This window comes from Methylobacterium planeticum, assembly GCF_008806345.1.
Classification (GTDB): domain Bacteria; phylum Pseudomonadota; class Alphaproteobacteria; order Rhizobiales; family Beijerinckiaceae; genus Methylobacterium; species Methylobacterium planeticum.
Map to the genome: position 1 here is coordinate 98,651 of NZ_VZZJ01000017.1, position 17,710 is coordinate 116,360.

13 protein-coding genes are annotated in these 17,710 nt (G+C 73.9%); 6 read left to right on the forward strand and 7 right to left on the reverse strand.

Translation table 11 applies throughout. The features are described 5' to 3' along the window. The first annotated feature begins 20 nt into the window (after window positions 1-20). From F6X51_RS18525 to F6X51_RS18535, 3 genes are all read left to right on the forward strand, one after another. Complete coding sequence (locus tag F6X51_RS18525) at window positions 21-2,705, forward strand: nitrate reductase (RefSeq protein WP_150965155.1); 2,685 nt, start codon at window positions 21-23, stop codon at window positions 2,703-2,705. A 175-nt stretch (window positions 2,706-2,880) separates the two neighbouring features. Continuing rightward, on the forward strand, window positions 2,881-4,338 hold the full coding sequence (gene cysG, locus F6X51_RS18530; protein WP_150965156.1) for a siroheme synthase CysG: 1,458 nt from the start codon (window positions 2,881-2,883) through the stop codon (window positions 4,336-4,338). Between the two features lie 170 nt (window positions 4,339-4,508). Beyond that, complete coding sequence (locus tag F6X51_RS18535) at window positions 4,509-5,105, forward strand: SCO family protein (protein ID WP_150965157.1); 597 nt, start codon at window positions 4,509-4,511, stop codon at window positions 5,103-5,105. Here the strand turns inward: F6X51_RS18535 and F6X51_RS18540 are convergent. Continuing rightward, on the reverse strand, window positions 5,050-6,975 hold the full coding sequence (locus F6X51_RS18540) for a glycosyltransferase family 2 protein (RefSeq protein WP_191970167.1): 1,926 nt from the start codon (window positions 6,973-6,975) through the stop codon (window positions 5,050-5,052). The genes F6X51_RS18535 and F6X51_RS18540 overlap by 56 nt on opposite strands. Window positions 6,976-7,141: 166 nt before the next feature. Here F6X51_RS18540 and F6X51_RS18545 point away from each other — a divergent pair, with 166 nt between their 5' ends. Both F6X51_RS18545 and F6X51_RS18550 read left to right on the forward strand, forming a co-directional pair. Then, on the forward strand, window positions 7,142-7,951 hold the full coding sequence (locus F6X51_RS18545; RefSeq protein WP_246696883.1) for a transporter substrate-binding domain-containing protein: 810 nt from the start codon (window positions 7,142-7,144) through the stop codon (window positions 7,949-7,951). A gap of 125 nt (window positions 7,952-8,076) precedes the next feature. Further along, entirely contained in the window at window positions 8,077-9,789 is a 1,713-nt protein-coding gene (locus F6X51_RS18550) for a lysine--tRNA ligase (protein WP_150965158.1), read from the forward strand. A 13-nt stretch (window positions 9,790-9,802) separates the two neighbouring features. Here F6X51_RS18550 and F6X51_RS18555 read toward each other — a convergent pair whose 3' ends face one another. The 5 genes from F6X51_RS18555 to F6X51_RS18575 all read right to left on the reverse strand — a co-directional run bounded on the left by F6X51_RS18555 (window position 9,803) and on the right by F6X51_RS18575 (window position 15,470). After that, window positions 9,803-10,645 (reverse strand): SDR family oxidoreductase, encoded by an 843-nt coding sequence (locus tag F6X51_RS18555; RefSeq protein ID WP_150965174.1) that lies wholly within the window; start codon window positions 10,643-10,645, stop codon window positions 9,803-9,805. A 100-nt stretch (window positions 10,646-10,745) separates the two neighbouring features. Further along, window positions 10,746-10,925, reverse strand: a complete 180-nt coding sequence (locus F6X51_RS18560; protein WP_056469231.1) for a DUF1328 domain-containing protein — start codon at window positions 10,923-10,925, stop codon at window positions 10,746-10,748. An 89-nt stretch (window positions 10,926-11,014) separates the two neighbouring features. After that, window positions 11,015-12,352 carry a chloride channel protein gene (locus F6X51_RS18565; RefSeq protein WP_150965159.1) on the reverse strand — a complete coding sequence of 446 codons (1,338 nt, stop codon included), beginning with the start codon at window positions 12,350-12,352 and terminating at the stop codon, window positions 11,015-11,017. A gap of 169 nt (window positions 12,353-12,521) precedes the next feature. Further along, window positions 12,522-13,910 carry a deoxyribodipyrimidine photo-lyase gene (locus F6X51_RS18570; RefSeq protein ID WP_150965160.1) on the reverse strand — a complete coding sequence of 463 codons (1,389 nt, stop codon included), beginning with the start codon at window positions 13,908-13,910 and terminating at the stop codon, window positions 12,522-12,524. Between the two features lie 423 nt (window positions 13,911-14,333). Continuing rightward, complete coding sequence (locus F6X51_RS18575) at window positions 14,334-15,470, reverse strand: TRAP transporter substrate-binding protein (protein WP_191970169.1); 1,137 nt, start codon at window positions 15,468-15,470, stop codon at window positions 14,334-14,336. A gap of 245 nt (window positions 15,471-15,715) precedes the next feature. Here F6X51_RS18575 and F6X51_RS18580 point away from each other — a divergent pair, with 245 nt between their 5' ends. Beyond that, window positions 15,716-16,294, forward strand: coding sequence for a tyrosine phosphatase family protein (locus F6X51_RS18580; RefSeq protein WP_150965161.1), 579 nt, complete (start codon window positions 15,716-15,718; stop codon window positions 16,292-16,294). Window positions 16,295-16,376: 82 nt separating this feature from the next. Here F6X51_RS18580 and F6X51_RS18585 read toward each other — a convergent pair whose 3' ends face one another. Beyond that, window positions 16,377-17,486 (reverse strand): branched-chain amino acid ABC transporter substrate-binding protein, encoded by a 1,110-nt coding sequence (locus F6X51_RS18585; protein WP_150965162.1) that lies wholly within the window; start codon window positions 17,484-17,486, stop codon window positions 16,377-16,379. Window positions 17,487-17,710 lie beyond the last annotated feature (224 nt).

Sequence of the window (17,710 nt, forward strand, 5' to 3'; positions counted from 1 at the left end):
CCACGCCTGAGGATCCTGCCATGACCGTCCAAGTGCCGGAGCCGTCTTCCGTCGTGCGGACCACCTGCCCCTATTGCGGCGTCGGCTGCGGCGTGCTCGCGACCCCGGACGGGCAGGGCGGCGCCGGGATCGCGGGCGACCCCGAGCATCCGGCGAATTTCGGGCGCCTCTGCTCCAAGGGCTCGGCGCTGGGCGAGACCCTGTCCCTGGAGAACCGCCTGCTGCACCCGATGCTCGACGGCACCCGGGTCTCCTGGGAGCAGGCCCTCGGCGCGGTGGCGGGCGGCCTGCGCCGGACCGCCGAGCGGCACGGCCCGGAATCGATCGCCTTCTACCTCTCGGGGCAGCTCCTCACCGAGGATTACTACGTCGCCAACAAGCTCGCGAAGGGCTTCCTCGGCACCCCGCACGTCGACACCAACTCGCGGCTCTGCATGTCGAGCGCGGTCGCGGCGCACCGGCGCGCCTTCGGCTCCGACACGGTGCCGGGCTGCTACGAGGATCTCGACGAGGCCGACGTGATCGTGCTGGTGGGGTCGAACACGGCCTGGTGCCACCCGATCCTGTTCCGCCGCATGGTCGACGCGCGCACGAAGCGCGGCACCAAGCTCGTCGTCATCGATCCCCGCCGCACCCAGACGGGCGAGGAGGCCGACCTCTTCCTCGGCCTCAGGCCCGGGACCGACACGGCCCTGTTCTCCGGCCTCCTGGTCCACCTCGCCGACCGGGGCGCCCTCGACCAGCGCTTCATCGCCGAGCACACGGCGGGCTTCGACACCGCCCTCGACCGCGCCCGCGCCATCGCGCCGAGCATCGCCGCCACCGCCCTGGCGACCGGCCTGCCGGAGGCCGAGATCGGCGGCTTCTTCGACCTGTTCGCCCGCACGCCGCGCGTCGTCACGGCCTTCTCGCAGGGCGCGAACCAGTCGGCGCAGGGCACCGACAAGGGCAACGCCATCATCAATTGCCACCTCGCCACGGGGCGGATCGGCCAGCCCGGGATGGGCCCGTTCTCGCTGACCGGCCAGCCGAACGCCATGGGCGGGCGCGAGGTCGGGGGCCTTGCCAACATGCTGGCGGCCCACATGCACTTCGCCCCCGAGGAAGTGGACCGGGTGCGCCGCTTCTGGGGGGCGCCGCGCATCATCACGGGCGAGGGCATGAAGGCCGTCGCCCTGTTCGAGGCGATCGAGCGGGGCAAGATCAAGGCCCTGTGGGTGATGGGCACCAACCCCCTGGTGTCGATGCCCCGCGCCGACGCCATCCGGGCGTCCCTGCGCAGGCTCGACCTCTACGTCGTCTCCGAGGTGATGGCCGACAGCGACACGGCGCGGGCGGCGGGGCGGCGCACGGTTCTGCTGCCGGCCCTCGCCTGGGGCGAGAAGAACGGCACGGTGACGAATTCCGAGCGCCGCATCTCGCGCCAGCGCAGCTTCCTCAAGGCCCCCGGCGAGGCCCGGCCCGACTGGGCGATCCTCAGCGACGTCGCCCGGCGCCTCGGCCACGGCCGGGGCTTCTCCTACCTGTCGGTCGCGGCGGTCTTCCGCGAGCACGCCGCGCTCTCGGCCTTCGAGAACAACGGCACCCGCGATTTCGACATCGGGGCGCTGAGCGACATCAGCGACGGCGCCTACACGACGAACCTGCCGGTGCAATGGCCCCTCCCCAAGCGCGGCTCCGCCGGGACGAGGGGCCGCACGCGGCTCTTCGCGGACGGGCGCTTCTTCACCTTCGACCAGCGCGCCCGCTTCGTCGCGGTGCAGCCGCCGGCCCTCGCCCAGGACACCAGCGCGGCCTATCCGCTGGTGCTCAACACCGGCCGCGTCCGCGACCACTGGCACACGATGACGCGCACGGGGAAGAGCCAGCGCCTCTCGGCCCACCGCGCGGTGCCCTTCTGCGAGATCCATCCCGACGACGCCGGGCCCCTCGGCCTCGTGGACGGCGGCCTCTGCGAGGTCGCGAGCGAGCACGGCGGCGCCGAGCTCGAGGTGATGGTCACCGAGGGGGTGCGCCCCGGCAGCCTGTTCATGCCGATGCACTGGAGCGACGCCACCGCCTCCAGGGCCCGGGTCGGCGCGGTGGTGCGCGGCGTGCCCGATCCCGTCTCCGGCCAGCCCGAGCTGAAGGCGACGCCCGCCCGGGTCAGGCCCGTGGCCTACCGCTCGCGCGGGTTCCTGCTGACCCGCGACCAGCACGCGCCCCCCGCCGGCTGGTGGTGGGCGCGGGCCACGATCCTGGGCGGTTCGGCCCTGCAATTCGCCACGCAGGACGGCTCCCGCGAGATCGCCCTGATGATGCGCGGCGCCTTCCAGGGCCTGGACCTCGCCGAGTACGCCGACCACGCCCGCGGCCGCTACCGCTGCGCCGTCTACGAGGCCGGGCGCCTCGTCGCCTGCCTGTCGCTGGCGCCCGCCGAGGCGAAGCCCGACTGGGAGGCCGCCAAGGCGCTGTTCGCCGATGCCGAGCCCGAGGCGCCGGCGCGCCGCGCCCTGCTCTCCGGCCGCGCCGCCGCGGCGGCCGCCGGCCCCACGGTCTGCGCCTGCCACGGCGTCGGCCTCGACGTGATCACGGGGGTGATCGCGGCGGGCGCCGGCAGCGTCGAGGCGGTGGGCGCGGCCTGCAAGGCCGGCACGAATTGCGGCTCCTGCATACCGGAGATCCGCAAGCTCCTGCCCGAGCCGCTTGCGCGCAGCGCGGCTTGAGGGCCATCTTGGGGGGAGCCGCCTCCCTCCACCCCCTCGCGGGGAGGAGCCGGAGGCCGAGGGCCGCGCCGGGGGCACCGCCGCGATCCCGCCCGAACCATCCCCAGCCCCGAGCCCGCCCCGCGAGGGGCGGCGCCTCACGGGACCAGCCTGAACTCCGATCGGCATCGACACCATGAGTACACCCCGCCAGCCCCGCGAGACGCGCGGCCAAGGGCTTGAGCCCCTCGCGGTCCTGCCCGTCTTCGTGCCGCTCCAGGGCAAGCGCGCGGTCCTGGCCGGCTCGAACGGCGGCGCGCCCTGGAAGGTGAAGCTCCTGGCCGCCGCCGGCGCCGAGGTCGACGTCTACGCCCCCGAGCCGACGGAGGAGCTCGCCGCCGTGCCGGGCGACGTCGTGGCCGGCCGCGTCACCCTGCACCGGCGCGCCTGGACGCCGGAGGATCTGGCGGGGGCGGCCTTCTGCATCGGCGCCCTGGAGGACGAGGCGGAGTGCGTGGCCTTCGTGGCGGCGGCCCGCGCCGCCGGCGCCATCGTCAACGCCGTCGACCGGCCCCATCTCTGCGACGTCAAGTTCGGCGCCATCGTTAACCGCTCGCCCCTCGTGGTCGGCATCTCGACGGAGGGCGCCGCCCCCGTCTTCGGCCAGACCGTGCGGGCCCGCATCGAGGCGATGCTGCCCCGCGGCTTCGCCACCTGGGTCGCCGCCGCCCGCGACTGGCGCGAGACGGTCGGCGCCCGCTTCCACGGCTTCTCCGAGCGCCGCGTCTTCTGGGAGCGCTTCACCGACCGGGCCTTCGCGGAGCCGGACCGCGCCCCGGGCGCGCGCGACCTCGCCGACCTCCTCGGCGAGACCCAGGCCGCCCCGAAGGGCGGGGCCGTCACCCTGGTGGGCGCCGGGCCGGGCGATGCCGAACTGCTGACGCTCAAGGCGCTGCGGGCGCTGCGCAACGCCGACGTGATCCTGTACGACGACCTCGTCGCCCCCGAGATCCTCGACTACGCCCGGCGCGAGGCCCGCACCATGCTGGTCGGCAAGACCGGGCACGGCCCCTCCTGCCGCCAGGACGACATCAACGCCCTGATGGTGCAGCTCGCCCGAACCGGCAAGCAGGTGGTGCGCCTCAAGTCCGGCGACCCCCTGGTCTTCGGCCGGGCCGGCGAGGAGATCGATGCCTGCCGCCTCGCCGGCATCCCCGTCACGGTGGTGCCGGGGGTGAGCGCGGCGCAGGGCGCGGCGGCCTCCCTCGGGGTCTCGCTGACCCACCGCGACGCGGCGCGCCGCCTCCAGTTCGTCACCGGCCACGACCGCCGGGGGGCGCTGCCCGAGGACCTGAACTGGGGCGCCCTCGCCGATCCGAGCGTGACCACGGTGGTCTACATGCCCAAGCGCACCCTGCGGGTGCTGCTCGCCCGCGCCATCGCGGAGGGCCTGGCGCCGGGCACCCCCGCCCTCGTCACCTTCAACGCCACGCGCCCGAACCAGGCCGTGGTGCGCGGCACCGCCGCCGACCTCGCCGACCGCATCGAGGCCTCCGGCTACGACGGCCCGGCGATCCTGATGGTGGGCGAGGCGCTCTCCCGCGGCGCCGCCATCCTGCCGGCGGAGGCCGACCAGGCCGCCGCGGCATCCTGACGGCCGCGGCGCGGCCGGGGGCCCGCCCCGCGTGCGCGGCGGCACGGCCGGGGGCCCGGCCGCAGGCGCGCAACCCCGCGGCGACCGCATGCCCCCTTGCCAGGGGGGCGCCCGCGTGGTTCGCCACGCCCGGGCCGCCCCGGGGCGGCCGCCTGTGGTGAGGACAACCCATGCTCTCCGACCGGACGCGCCGCCTGCTCCTGCCGCTCGGGGCGTTCCTCGCCGGGCTGATCGGCCTCGCGGCGGCGGCCGTGCTGACCCTGGCGCCGGAGCGGGCGCCGGTCGCGACCGCGAGCGTCGGCGGCCCCTTCACCCTGGTCAGCCAGGACGGCCGGACCGTCACCGAGCGGGACTTCGCGGGGGCGACGCACCTCGTGTTCTTCGGCTTCACCCACTGCCCGGACATCTGCCCGACGACCCTGCAGCAGATCTCCGACGTGCTCGCCGCCCTCGGCGACAAGGCGCGGGCCATGAAGGTCGCGTTCATCACCGTCGACCCGGAGCGGGACACGCCGGACAGCCTGAAGCAGTATCTCGGCAGCTTCGACCCGCGCATCGTCGGGCTGACCGGCAATTCCGACCAGGTCGCCGCGGCGGTCAAGGCCTACCGGGCCTACGCGCGCAAGGTGCCGGCCAAGGGCGACGACTACACCATGGAGCACACGGCGCTGGTCTACGTGATGGACGGGCGGAACCGCTTCATCGGCGCCCTCAACCTGCAGCGCCCGGCGGACGAGACCGCGGCCGAGCTGGCGAAGCGGATCTGACGGGACCGGGTCCGGCCGGTCGCCGCGCGAGGGCGCCGCTGCGGGAGGTGCGCGACAGGCCGTGCTCGGTCTTGTTCCAGCGGTTCGGGGCGCGGATCAGCTCGATCACCCCGAGCCAGGCCGCGAGGCTGACGAGCAGGAAGTAGAACGGCAGCACCAGCACGAAGGGCACGAGGTCGATCCAGCCCCGGCGCAGCGCCCCGAGCGCGGCGGGCAGGAGCATGGCGGCAACGCCGGTGAGGAAGATCGTGATGGCGAGGCCGGTCGGCAGGTTCGGCCAGAATTCGGGGCCCGCCGGCACCGGGCGCAGCAGGAAGGCGTGCGCGGCCGCCCCCATCAAGAACGGGTAGATCAGGGCCGACACCACCGTGCCGGGCACCAGCGCGAGGGCGCAGAGCGTCCCGAGGGGTCCGAGCGCCCGCAGGTTGCGCCAGGGCCGGCGGCCGTGGGTGATGCTCGTCTGCAGGAAGCCCTTCATCCAGCGGGTGCGCTGGCGCAGCCAGGGGCGGATCTCGGCCGGCGCCTCCTCGATCGTGGCGCTCGGCAGGTCGCCGACGACGTAGCCCGCGACCGCGAGGCGCATCCCGAGATCGGCATCCTCCGTGACGTTCCAGGCATCCCATCCGTGCAGCGCCCGCAGGATGTCCGTGCGGAAATGCGTCGAGGTGCCCCCGAGCGGCGTCGGCAGGCGCCAATGGGCGAGGGCGGGGCCGAGGACGTCGAACAGGGCGGTGTACTCGAGGGCGAAGCAGCGGGTGAGCCAGGAATCGGCGGCGTTGTCGATGACGAGGCGGCCCTGCAGGCAGGCGAGGTCGGGCCGGCCCCGGGCGAAGCGGGCGGCGGCCCGGCGCAGCTGGCCCGGCTCGGGGACGTCCTCGGCATCGTAGACCACCAGGCAGGCGCCGCGGGCCAGCGGCAGGGCGGCGTTCAGCGCCCGCGGCTTGGTGCGGGGCAGGCCCGGCGGCACCACCACGACCTCGAACCAGGGCGGCAGCGCCTCGGCGGCGATCGCCGCGGCGGTCCCGGCATCGTCCGCCTCGATCACGAGCTTGATGTCGAGCTTCGTCGCCGGATAGTCGAGCCGCGTCAGGGCGGCGACGAGGCGCGGCACCACGGCGGCCTCCCGGTGGAGGGCGACGAGCACCGTGTAGGCGGGCAGGTCGGGCTCGGCGAGGGGGCCCGGCTCGGGCGCCGCCACCGGCGCGACGATGCAGAGGGCGCCGAGCCGGAAGGTCGCCATCGCCAGGAAGGCGCTCTGCCCCGCGCAGGTGACGCAGAGGACGGCCAGGGGCGGCAGGCAGGCGCAGAGGCAGGCGAGCGTCGCCACCAGGAGGGCGATCAGGACGGCCTGGCTCGGCCGCAGGCCGGGGCGGAAGGCCCAGTCCGGCCGCCGCACCCCGAGCGCGTCCGAGGCGTAGGCCGCGATCCGCTCCGGCAGCGCCGCGAAGACCGCCGCGCGCAGGCGCGTCGGCGTGGTGATGGCGGGCACGCGCCCCGGCGGGCTGCGGCCGGCGAGCCACTCAGCGATCTCGGAGCCGCGCGGCGCCAGCACGAAGGCGGCGGGCGCGCCGGCCGCCAGCGGCGCGAAGCCGGCCGCGAGACTGTCGGGGACGCGCAGGCCCGCCCGGAGCGGGATCGGCCCGTCGAGGAAGGGTGCGCCGAGGGCGCGCGCCAGGGCCCGGTAATAGGCCTCCTCGCTCATCAGCCCCGCATGCAGCAGGGCGGTGGCGCCGTCGCTGCCGCTGGCACGCGCGAGCGCCGCCGCGCGCAGGAGGGCGGCCGGGTCGCCGCCCTGCGCCAGCAGGAAGGCGAGCTCCGGCGGCAGCGCCCGCGCGCCGGACCACGGCGAGGGTGTCCCGAGGAACGACACGTGCCCGCTCCCGCCGGCTCCGGAACGGTGCTAGGGGAGGAGGGTGAGCCGACCCTTCTCCGCCTTGTGCCAGCGCCTCATCGGTGCGAACCGACCCACACGCCGATCCGGCCCGCTTCGCCGAGCCCGATGGGCCATCATTCCCATTTTCGTTGCGAGCGCAACCATCCCGGTCCGGGCCGAGGCGCCCCCTGCTGCCGAGACCCGGACGGTGGCGATCCCGAACTTCTGGAACCCGCGCAGCCGGGGCGAGCGGGTCGAGGCGCCCCAGACCGGCCGCGCCGTCCGCTTCCTCACGGATGACGAGTTCCCGCCGCTGCACTTCGCCGGGCCGGACGGGAACCCGACGGGCTTCGTGGTGGAGCTGACCCGCGCCGTCTGCGAGCGCCTGGCGATCACCTGCACGGTGCAGGCGCGCCGCTTCGACACGCTGCTCGACGCCTTGAACGAGCGCCAGGGCGACGTGGTCGCGGCGGCGATCCCCCTGACCCCGGCCCTGCGCGCGCGCTTCCTCGCGACGCGGCCGTTCTTCCGCTGGCCGGCCCGCTTCATCGCCCGCACCGATCGCGGCCTGCCGGCGCCCTCCGCGGCGGCGCTGGCGGAGAGGAGCGTCGGGGTGATCGCCGGCAGCGCGCACGCGGCCTACCTCAGGGCCTTCTTTCCGAAGGCGGCCGCGCGGGACTTCACCGACCTCTCGGCGGCGGAGGGCGCGCTGCGCCGGGGCGAGGTCGACTACGTCTTCGCCGACGGGCTCGGGCTGGCGCTCTTCGCCGGCGGCTTCGAATCCGGCAATTGCTGCGCGCTGATCGGCGGCGACTACCTGGAGAACCGCTACTTCGGCGAGGGCATCGGCCTCGTCACCCGCCAGGAGGACGCGGCGCTCGCCCGCGCCCTCGACGACGCGCTCCAGCGCCTCTGGGACGACGGGCGCTACGCCGAGATCTACCTGCGCTTCTTCCCCGTCTCGCCGTTCTGAGGAACGGCGGGGCGCCGGCCGCGGCGGCGCCACAAAAACAGCCGCGGGGAATTCCGCGGCCCGGCAAAGCGCACTAGGGTGCGGCCCGTCGCGAAATCCCCGTCTTCGAATTGTCGTTCCTGATCATGCCGTCCCCGCTCTCCCTCGACCCCGCCCTGATCGAGGCCGCCGCCCACGCGGCGTCCTGGCCGTTCGAGGAGGCGCGCAAGCTCGTGGCGCGCCTGGAGCGCGAGCCGAAATCCGAGGTGCTGTTCGAGACCGGCTACGGCCCGTCCGGGCTGCCGCATATCGGCACCTTCGGCGAGGTCGCCCGCACCTCGATGGTGCGCCACGCCTTCCGGGTCCTGACGCAGGACCGGGTGCCGACCAGGCTGATCGCCTTCTCGGACGACATGGACGGCCTGCGCAAGGTGCCCGACAACGTGCCGAACCGGGAGCTCCTGGCGCGCCACCTCAACCAGCCGCTGACCCGGGTGCCCGACCCCTTCGGCACCCATGACAGCTTCGGGGCCCACAACAACGCGGAGCTGCGCCGCTTCCTCGACGCCTTCGGCTTCGACTACGAGTTCCGCTCGGCCACCGCGTGCTACCGCGCGGGCATCTTCGACGCGACCCTGATGCGGGTCGCCGAGCGCTACGACGCCGTGATGGCGATCATGCTGCCCTCGCTGCGGGCCGAGCGCTCGGCGAGCTACTCGCCCTTCCTGCCGCTCCACCCCGTCACCGGGGAGGTGATGCAGGTGCCGATCGACGAGGTCCGCGCCGGGACCGGCACCCTGGTCTGGCGCGACCCGAAGACCGGCGAGGCCTACGAGACCCCGATCACCGGCGGCCATGCCAAGCTGCAGTGGAAGCCCGACTGGGCGATGCGCTGGGTCGCCCTCGGGGTCGATTACGAGATGGCCGGCAAGGACCTGATCGACTCGGTCAAGCTCTCGGGACAGATCGCCCGCGCCCTCGGGGCCGAGCCGCCGGAGGGCTTCAACTACGAGCTGTTCCTCGACGAGGGCGGCCAGAAGATCTCGAAGTCGAAGGGCAACGGGCTCACCATCGACGAGTGGCTCGCCTACGGCACGCCCGAATCCCTGGCCCTGTTCATGTACAACAAGCCCCGCGAGGCCAAGCGCCTGTTCTTCGACGTGATCCCGCGCCACGTCGACGAGTACCTGAACTTCCTCGACCGCTACCCGGGCCAGGATCCGAAGCTGCGCCTCGGCAACCCGGTCTGGCACCTGCACGCGGGCGCCCCGCCCGCGCCCGAGACGGTCGGGGGCGGGGCGGGGAGCAAGGGCACGACCCTGACCTTCGCGATGCTCCTCAACCTCGTGGCGGTGGCCAATGCCGAGGATCCGGCGGTGCTGTGGGGCTTCATCCGCCGCTACGCCGACGGCATCGGCCCGCAGACCCATCCGGGCCTCGACCGGCTGGTCGGCCACGCGCTCGCCTATTACCGGGACTTCGTGCGCCCGGCCAAGACCTACCGGACCCCGACGCCGGAGGAGCGCGCGGCGCTCGAGGACCTCGCGGCCTCCCTCGCCGGGCACGCGGGCTCGACCGACCCGGAGGCCCTGCAGGCGGTGGTCTACGAGGTCGGCCGGCGCCACTTCCCGGACCTGTCGGGCAAGGCCAAGAGCCCGGACGGGCGCCCCGGCGTGTCGCAGGCCTGGTTCACCACGATCTACAACGTGCTGTTCGGCGAGGCGCGCGGCCCGCGCTTCGGCTCCTTCATCGCCCTCTACGGCGTGGCGGAGACCCGGGCGCTGATCGCCAGGGCCCTCTCGGGGGAGCTCGAGCGCGGCCACGCGGCCTTCACGGCGGGGCTGGCGCGGACGGCCTGACCGGGCGGTCGGGTCAGGCCGTCAGCCCGACCTGCCGCAGGCTGATCTCCCAGACCCGCTCCTGCACGGCGCGGTCCTGGCTCTCGGCCGAGGGGGCGACCGGCCGGGAGCGGGCGAAGTAGCGCCCGCTGACCCCCGCGAGGTCGGGGGCGGTGGCGACGTGGAGCGAGGTCGCCGCGCCGTCCGCCGGCGCGCTGAGGAAGGGCCGGATCAGGCCCCAGCCGAAGCCGAGGAGGCCGCCGGTGTTCCGGGCGAACCCCGTGTTGATGACGCCGGGATGCAGGGCGTTGACGGTGACGCCGGTGCCCGCGAGCCGCCGCGCCAGGGCCGCGGTGAACAGCACGTTGCCGAGCTTGGCCTGCGCGTAGGCCTTGATGGCGCTGTAGCGCTTCGCGCCCTCGAGGTCGTCGAAATCGATGCGCCCGCGGGTATGGGCGGCCGAGGCGACGTTGACGATCCGGGCCGGGGCGCTCGCCTTGAGGCGGTCGAGGAGCGCGAGGGTCAGGAGCACGTAGCCGAGATGGTCGAGGGCCCAGGTGCGCTCGATCCCGTCGACCGTGGTCTCGCGCCGGTCGAAGATCGCCCCCGCATTGTTCACGAGCAGGTCGAGGCGGGGATAGCGGGCCAGCACCTCGGCGGCGAGGCGCCGGATCTCGGCCTGCGCCGAGAGGTCGGCCACGAAAGCGTCGAGCTCCGCCCCGGGCACCGCCGCCGCGATCTCCCGGATCGTGCGCTCGACCTTGCGGGCGTCGCGCCCGGCGAGGCCGACGCGGGCGCCGGCCCGGGCCAGCCCGAGCGCCGTCTCGTAGCCGATGCCGGAGGTCGCCCCGGTGACGAGGCAGACCGTCCCGGCCATCGTCTGGCCCGTCATGGCTTGGCCCGTCATGGCTTGGCCTGTCGTGGCCTGGCCGGCCGTCGCTGGGCCGGCCGTGGCGCGCGGCTGCGCCGGCACGGCGCTAGAACACCGCCTGGCCGATGGCGAAGGCCACCACCACGATGACGATCGCGACCAGCAGGAACAGGCCGAACAGGATGCGGGCGAGGGACCCGGCGCCCGAGGCGATGCCGGTGAAGCCGAGGCCGCCGGCGATCAGCGAGATCACGAAGCAGATGAGGGCCCATTTCAGGAGGGTCATGGCGTGCAATCCGTCGCAGTCGAGGGAATCGAGCGATAACCCGGCGGAAGCTCAACCGTTCCGGCCTGCGGCCAAGCCGTCTTCCCGGCTCACGCCGTCCGCGCGGCCGGCGGCGCGGCGGGGTCGGCCCGGGCCAGGAGGATGTCGGCGAGGGCGTGGTAGAGGCCGCCCCGGCAGACGAGCTTCGAGGCGGCGTCCGCCACCAGGGCCGCGACCATCAGGGGGATCATCATGGCGTGGTCCTGGGTCATCTCGGTGACGATCACGAAGGAGGTGATCGGCGCCTGCAGCACGCCGGTCAGGTAGGCGACCATGCCGACGAGAACGAGGGCGCCGACGGAGACCTCCGGGAACAGGGCGTGCCAGTGGGCGCCGAGGCCGGCCCCGACGGCGAGCGAGGGGGCGAACAGCCCGCCCGGGATGCCGCTGATCGCGGACAGGACGGTGGCGGCGAATTTCATTGGCGCGAACCCGGCCTGCACGGCCGCGTCCCCGTGCAGGATGGCGCGGGCCTCCTCGTAGCCGGTGCCGTAGACGGCGCCCCCGGTGGCGAGGCCGCAGAGGGCGACGCCGAGGCCGCACAGCATCGCGAACGCGACGGGGCGGCGGGCGATGAGCCGGCCGGGCCGGCCCGGGAGCCCCCGCCCGAACAGGATCACGATGCGGCTGAACAGGCCGCCCCCGAGGCCGCCGAGCACCCCGAGGAGCGGCACCACGATCCAGCCCGGGCCGATCGCCAGCGTCGCGCGCGCGGTGCCGAAATAGGTGTAGTTGCCGACGAGCCAGAGGGAGGTGAGGCCGGCCGCCACGATGGCGGCGACGATCAGGCCGGTGGTGCGCGCCTCGTAGGTGCGCCCGAGCTCCTCGATGCCGAACACGATGCCGGCCAGCGGCGTGTTGAAGGCCGCCGCCACCCCGGCCGCGCCGCCCGCGAGGATCAGCCCCGGCAGGCGCTCGGGCGTCAGCCGACCCACCGCCGCCATCAGGGCGGCGCCGACCTGCACGGTCGGCCCCTCGCGGCCCGCCGAGGCGCCGCAGAGGAGGCCGAGCGCCATCACGACGATCTTGCCGAAGGCGACGCGCAGCGAGATCAGGGCGTGCCGGAAGCCCGGATCCCGGGTGTGGCGGGCCGCGATCACCTGCGGGATGCCGGACCCTTGCGAATTCGGGAAGATTGTCAGCGCCAGGAGGGCCGCGAGCCCGAAGCCGAGGGGCGTCAGCACCAGGGCGATCCAGGGCGAGACCGCGAGAACGAGCTTGAAGCCCGCCTGGGCGGCGTCCGCGACCTTGGCCATCAGCACCGCCGCGAGGCCGACGCAGATGCCCCCGAGGAGGAAGAGCAGGCGCCGGCGCCAGAGCGCGAAGGCGTCCGCCGAGGCATCGCGCAGCCGCACCATCGAGCGGCGGTAGAAGGGGCGTCGCGGCATGTCCCTGCGTCGGTCCGGGTTCGAGGGCCCTCCCGCGGGGAGCGGGGGATCGGAGCCCGAGACTGGCACGGATCGGGTGAAGGGAGGATGGCGGCGCACCCTCGCATCCGCCGCAAAAGGGCCGGCGTCCGGCCCCTGGTGCCGTCCCCCGGGGAGAAAGCCGCCCCGCTCAGGCCTCCGCGGCGCAGAGGTCCTCGACGCTCTTCAGATAGGCCTTGGCGTCGAACTTCCGCAGCGAGTTCTCGCTCTGGTAGCGGACGGTGCCGAAGATCGCGCGCTTGGCCCAGGGGCGGTCGTGCAGGCCGTAGACCCAGGCGACGTTGGTGAAGGAGTTCGGGTCGCGGCCGTCGAGGAAGTAGCGGTTGTTGAGACGCAGGGTCCGGGCGAAGCCCTCCTCGGGGGAGGGGGACCATTCGAGGATCTTCTTGCCCCAGTACATGCGCAGGTGGTTGTGCATGTAGCCGGTCTCGCGCATCTCGGCCTGGGCGGCGTTCCAGTAGCGGTCGTGGGTGCGGCCCTCGGCGAGCTCGTCCTCGCTGTAGCGGTGCGGGCGCGGGTCGCGGGCGTGCTCGGCCAGCGTCTTGCGCGCCCAGTCGGGGACGGCCCGCGCGTAGGCGTCGTAGCCCTCGGTGTAGAAGACGTGGTTCATCGCGAGCTCGCGCCGCACGATGACCTCCTCCAGGTAGGCGGCCTTGTCCTCCGCCTGGCCGGCCCGCGCCGCCCGCACCGCGAGGGCAATCTCCACCGGGGAGATCTGCCCGAAATGCAGGTAGGGGCTCATATGCGAGGCCGCGCCCGCCTCGGGCCGGTTCCGGTCGCTGCCGTAATCCGCGAAGGGGCCGGCGAGATAGGCCTTCAGGCGCGCCCGCGCCGCGCCCTCGCCGCCCCGGAAGCGCTTCACCGGCGCCACGGACCGGTCGAGGTTCATCCCGGCCAGCACCGCGTCCGGATCGGAGAGGTCGATGCCGCGCGGGAGGTCGCGCTCGTCCGCCCGGTGCAGGAGGCGCCGGCTCGCGAGGGGCGCGATGTACGCCTCCCAGATCCGGTGCAGCTTCGGGCGGAGCGTGCGGGCGGCGTATTCGTGCTTGCCCGAGGCGGTCTCGACGGGCACCACCACGTCGCCCTCCACCTGCACGAGGCGGGTGTCGACGCCCTCCGCGATCGCGCCGTACCAGCGCTTCTGGATCGCCAGGTAGCCGCGGTCGAGGACCACCAGCGCCGCCCGGCCTGAGAGGTCGACGGCGATCTCGGCCGGCGACGCCTTGCGCATCACGAAGGCGACGCCGCGCCGCTCGAGCCCCGCCTTGGCCTCGGCGAGGCCCTGCAGCAGGAAGGCGTAGTGGCGGGCATTGGCCTCGGGGAAGCCGCTCTCGCCGTCGAGCAGGCCGAAGCAGGCCACCACCGGGAGCTTCAGCCGGTTGGCCTCCGCGATGGCGTATTCGAGGGCCGGGTTGAAATGCGCGCGATTCGCCTGCTGGAGCAGGTAGAGCACGTAGGCGCCCCCGGCCCGCGGCGCGACGTCGTGGAGAATGCGAATACGTCCCGCCTGAATGGCCATCCTGCCCCGCCGCCGCGCGAAAATATCACCCTGCAAGCTAGAGCGCGCGCGCCGCATGTCCCCGGGGCCGCCGGAACCGGGGCCGGCAGCCCCCGGACAGAGGAGCGCCACCCGACCGGAGCGCGAATACCTCGCAGGTTCAGGCGTTTATCGGACGGAGACTTGGCCGTTCGTGGCCGCATCGGCGCGAAATCGGGGCGCGGACTGGATGCGGCATTTTGAACACATGGCAGTATCAATGCACGCAACCGCACCAAAAACGACAGCCCTGCTGCCCCATCGCTCTTGAAATCATCCACAGGAGGTTCAGATTGTGCATCGCGGGACCGCGATGGCGTCGCGGTCCCGCTGCCCTCCTTGGGCGTTTCCTCCCTAGACTTCGGGCCGCTCCTTCGGGAGTGGCCTTTTTTCTTGATCCGGCGGTCAGCCCCGCGCCCGGGCCCGGATCATGAAGTTGTCGTAGGTGTACTCGGCCACCTGGAACCAGAGATACTCCTCGTTCCGGAAGGTCTTCATCGCCTCGAAGATGCGCTTGAAGTCGGGGTTCCTGCCCGCGATCTCGCCGTAGACCTCGTTGGCCTGCTTGAGGGCGGCCTCCATCACGTCCTGGGGGAAGGGCCGCAGCTGCGCCCCGCCCGCCACGAGGCGGCGCAGGGCCCCGGGATTGCGGGCGTCGTAGCGCGCCTGCACCTCGGCGCCGACCTGCGCGGCGGCCCCCTGGAGCGCCGCCCGGTAGGTCTTCGGCAGGGCCTTCCACTTCTCGGCGTTGAGCCAGAAGTGCAGCATCGCGCCGCCCTCCCAGAAGCCCGGATAATGGTAGATCGGCGCCACCTTCTGCAGGCCGAGCTTCTCGTCGTCGTAGGGCCCGATCCACTCGGCGGCGTCGATCGCCTTCGATTCGAGGGCCGCGTAGATCTCGGGGCCCGCCGTCGCCTGCGGCACGGCGCCGAGCTTGGCCAGCACCTGGCCGCCGAGGCCGGCGATGCGGATCTTCAGGCCCTGGAGGTCGGCCACGCCCTTGATCTCGCGGCGGAACCAGCCGCCCATCTGCGCCCCGGTATTGCCGCCCGGCAGGGTCGCGAGCCCGTGCTTGGCGAAGATCTCGGCGAAGAGCTCGCTGGCGCCGCCGGCGAGCCACCAGGCGTTCTGGCCGCGGGCGTTGAGGCCGAAGGGCAGGGCGGTGGCGAGGGCGAAGGTCGGGTCCTTCGGGGTCGCGAGGGTCGCGGGGGCGTGGCCCATCTCGAGGCTGCCCGCCGCCACCGCGTCGAGGAGCCCCTCGGCCCCCACCGCCTCGCCGACCCCGAGGGGCTTGATCTGGAAGCGCCCGTCGGTGGCCTCCGCCACGAGGCGGCAGAGGGTCTCGGAGGCGCCGAACAGGATGTCGAGGTTCTTCGGATAGGCCGAGGCGAGGCGCCAGCGCAGCTCCGGCGCCGACTGGGCCAGCGCCGGCGCCGCGAGGGCGCCCGAGGCCGCGCCGCCGAGGCCGGCGGCGAGCAGGGCGCGTCTCGGCAAGGTCGGGGGCAAGGTCGGGGGCAGGGTCGAGGGCAAGGTCGGGGGCATCGCGGGACGCGCCGCGATGGGATCCGTCGGGAAGTGGTCGTCCGTGTCGTCCAAAGGTCGCCGTCCTGTCGTCCGGTTGGGGGGCGGGCCCGCCGTTCACGAACGGAGATGGCGCCGAAACGATCCGCCGGGACCGCACCGGACCGCCCGGCGCGCGCGGCCATGCTCAGCCATGCCCTGCGCGCAGGCCCTAACACGCCGGTTCCCGCCTCGAAACCGGGAACCGCGCGTGCTAACCCGGCCCCGTGACACCCGAGAGCATCACCCTCCACACCGTCTGCGGCCTCGAGGAGATCGCCGGCCACGCCGAGCGCGGCGTCAGCCACGTGCTGTCGCTCCTCGATCCCGGCTCGCCCGAGCCCGCCGGCCTCGCGGGCTTCCCGGCGCATCGGCGCACGACCCTGCGCTTCCACGATTGCCTGGCGCCGGCCGAGGGGCTGGTGCCGCCCGAGCGCGCCGACATCGCGGCGATCCTGGCCTTCGGGACCGAGGCCCGGGGGGCCGGACACCTCCTGGTGCATTGCCATTACGGCCTGTCCCGCTCGACCGCCGCCCTGCTGATGCTGTTCGCCCAGGACGCGCCGGACACCCCCGCCGAGGCGCTGGTGGCCCGGCTCCACGCCCTGCGCGAGCCCGCCTGGCCGAACGCCCGGATGATCGCCTTCGCGGACGCGATGCTCGAACGCGGCGGCAGCCTCGAGGCGGCGGTGCGGCGCCTGCACGCCCGCCAGCTCAGGGTCCGGCCGCACCTCGCCGGGCTCCTGCGCGACCTCGGCCGGGGCGCCGAGGTGGCGGCGGCCGAGGCCCTGCCGGCGCCGGGCTGACGCCCGCCCGGAGCCCGCGCCGCGCGGGCGGAGCAGGCTCCGCAGGCAGAGCCTGCTTCGCGGGCGGAGCAGGCCCCGCGGGCTACTTCCCCGCCGGCGTGAAGGCCCCGTCCTTCCAGACGTAGAGCACGTAGCCCTGGGCGGTGACGTCGCCCTTGGCGTCGAAGCCGACCGGGCCGAGGACGAGGTCGAAGCGCTCCCGGTGGAGGGTCGCGGCGATCGCCTTCGGGTCGCTCGCATGGGCGAAGTTGCCCGCCGCCACCAGGGCCTGGAGGGCGGCGTAGCCGTAGATGGTGGAGCCCGTCGGCTCGACGCCCTCGGCCTTGAAGGCCTGGACCACGGCCGCCGCCGCCGGCTGGCGGCTCGGGTCGAGGTAGAAGGTCATCAGCACGCCGTTGCTCGCCGGGCCGGCGATCTTGGCGAAATCCTGGGTGGCGATGGCGGAGGTGCCGAACCATTGCGGCCGGAAGCCCCGCTCGGCCGAGATCCGCACGAGGCGGCCCATCTCGGTGGCGTCGCCCCCGTAATAGACCACGTCGATCCCGGCCGCCTTCAGCCGGTCGGCCAGCGCCGCGTCGTCGGCGTCGCTCGGCGAGAAGGCCACCGACATCGCCTCGTTGATGCCGATGCGGTTGAGATTGTCCTTGGTGGCGGCCGCGAGCGTGCGGGAGGCCGGGGTCAGGTCCTGGATCAGGGCGATCTTGCGGTCGCGGAAGCGCTCGGCCAGCACGGTGGCGGAGAGCCGGGCCTGGTCGTCGTCGCGGCCGCAGACCCGGAAGATCGTGGGCAGCCCGCGGTCGGTGAGCTTGGCCGCCACCGAGGCCGCGGTGATCATCAGGATGCCGTTGGCGGCGTAGACCTCGGAGGCCGCCATCGAGGCGTTCGAGCAGACATGGCCGACAACCAGGCCGACCTTGGCCTGGACGAAGTGGTTGGCGACCGCCGTGGCCTTGTTGGAATCGCAGGCATCGTCCTGCACGTCGAGGGTGATGGGCTCGCCGTCGAGCCCGCCCCGGGCGTTGGCGTCGCGCGCCGCCGCCTCGACCCCGCGCAGCACCTGCTCGCCGACGGCCACGTAGGCGCCCGACCGCGGCACCGCGACGCCGATCGTGACATCGGCCGGGGCCGGGGACACGAGGGCTGAGAAACCGGCCGCCAGGGCGAGCAGGGGGCCGACAGGTCTGATCTTCATCGGGCCCCTTCTAGACGCTCGGCCCGCGCCGTGACAAAGCCCGCGGTCCCGTCCGTCTTCCCTCGACCCAGGAAACGACGGCGCCGCGCAGCTTGGCAAGAGGGGAATTGGTGGGAGGCGGCCGGAACCGCCGTGTCCGAATGCGGATCGGGGCCGGCCCCTTCTGGGTCTTCAGCGGGTGTAGGCGTAGACGGAGGCTGCGGATCCGATGGGTCCTGCGACGG

Bases quoted from the DNA above. Each gene is read 5' to 3' on its own strand.
- F6X51_RS18525 (WP_150965155.1), top strand. From the start codon at position 21: ATGACCGTCCAAGTGCCGGAGCCGTCTTCCGTCGTGCGGACCACCTGC.
- cysG (WP_150965156.1), top strand. From the start codon at position 2,881: ATGAGTACACCCCGCCAGCCCCGCGAGACGCGCGGCCAAGGGCTTGAG.
- F6X51_RS18535 (WP_150965157.1), top strand. From the start codon at position 4,509: ATGCTCTCCGACCGGACGCGCCGCCTGCTCCTGCCGCTCGGGGCGTTC.
- F6X51_RS18550 (WP_150965158.1), top strand. From the start codon at position 8,077: ATGCCGTCCCCGCTCTCCCTCGACCCCGCCCTGATCGAGGCCGCCGCC.
- F6X51_RS18555 (WP_150965174.1), bottom strand. From the start codon at position 10,645: ATGGCCGGGACGGTCTGCCTCGTCACCGGGGCGACCTCCGGCATCGGC.
- F6X51_RS18560 (WP_056469231.1), bottom strand. From the start codon at position 10,925: ATGACCCTCCTGAAATGGGCCCTCATCTGCTTCGTGATCTCGCTGATC.
- F6X51_RS18565 (WP_150965159.1), bottom strand. From the start codon at position 12,352: ATGCCGCGACGCCCCTTCTACCGCCGCTCGATGGTGCGGCTGCGCGAT.
- F6X51_RS18570 (WP_150965160.1), bottom strand. From the start codon at position 13,910: ATGGCCATTCAGGCGGGACGTATTCGCATTCTCCACGACGTCGCGCCG.
- F6X51_RS18575 (WP_191970169.1), bottom strand. From the start codon at position 15,470: ATGCCCCCGACCTTGCCCTCGACCCTGCCCCCGACCTTGCCCCCGACC.
- F6X51_RS18585 (WP_150965162.1), bottom strand. From the start codon at position 17,486: ATGAAGATCAGACCTGTCGGCCCCCTGCTCGCCCTGGCGGCCGGTTTC.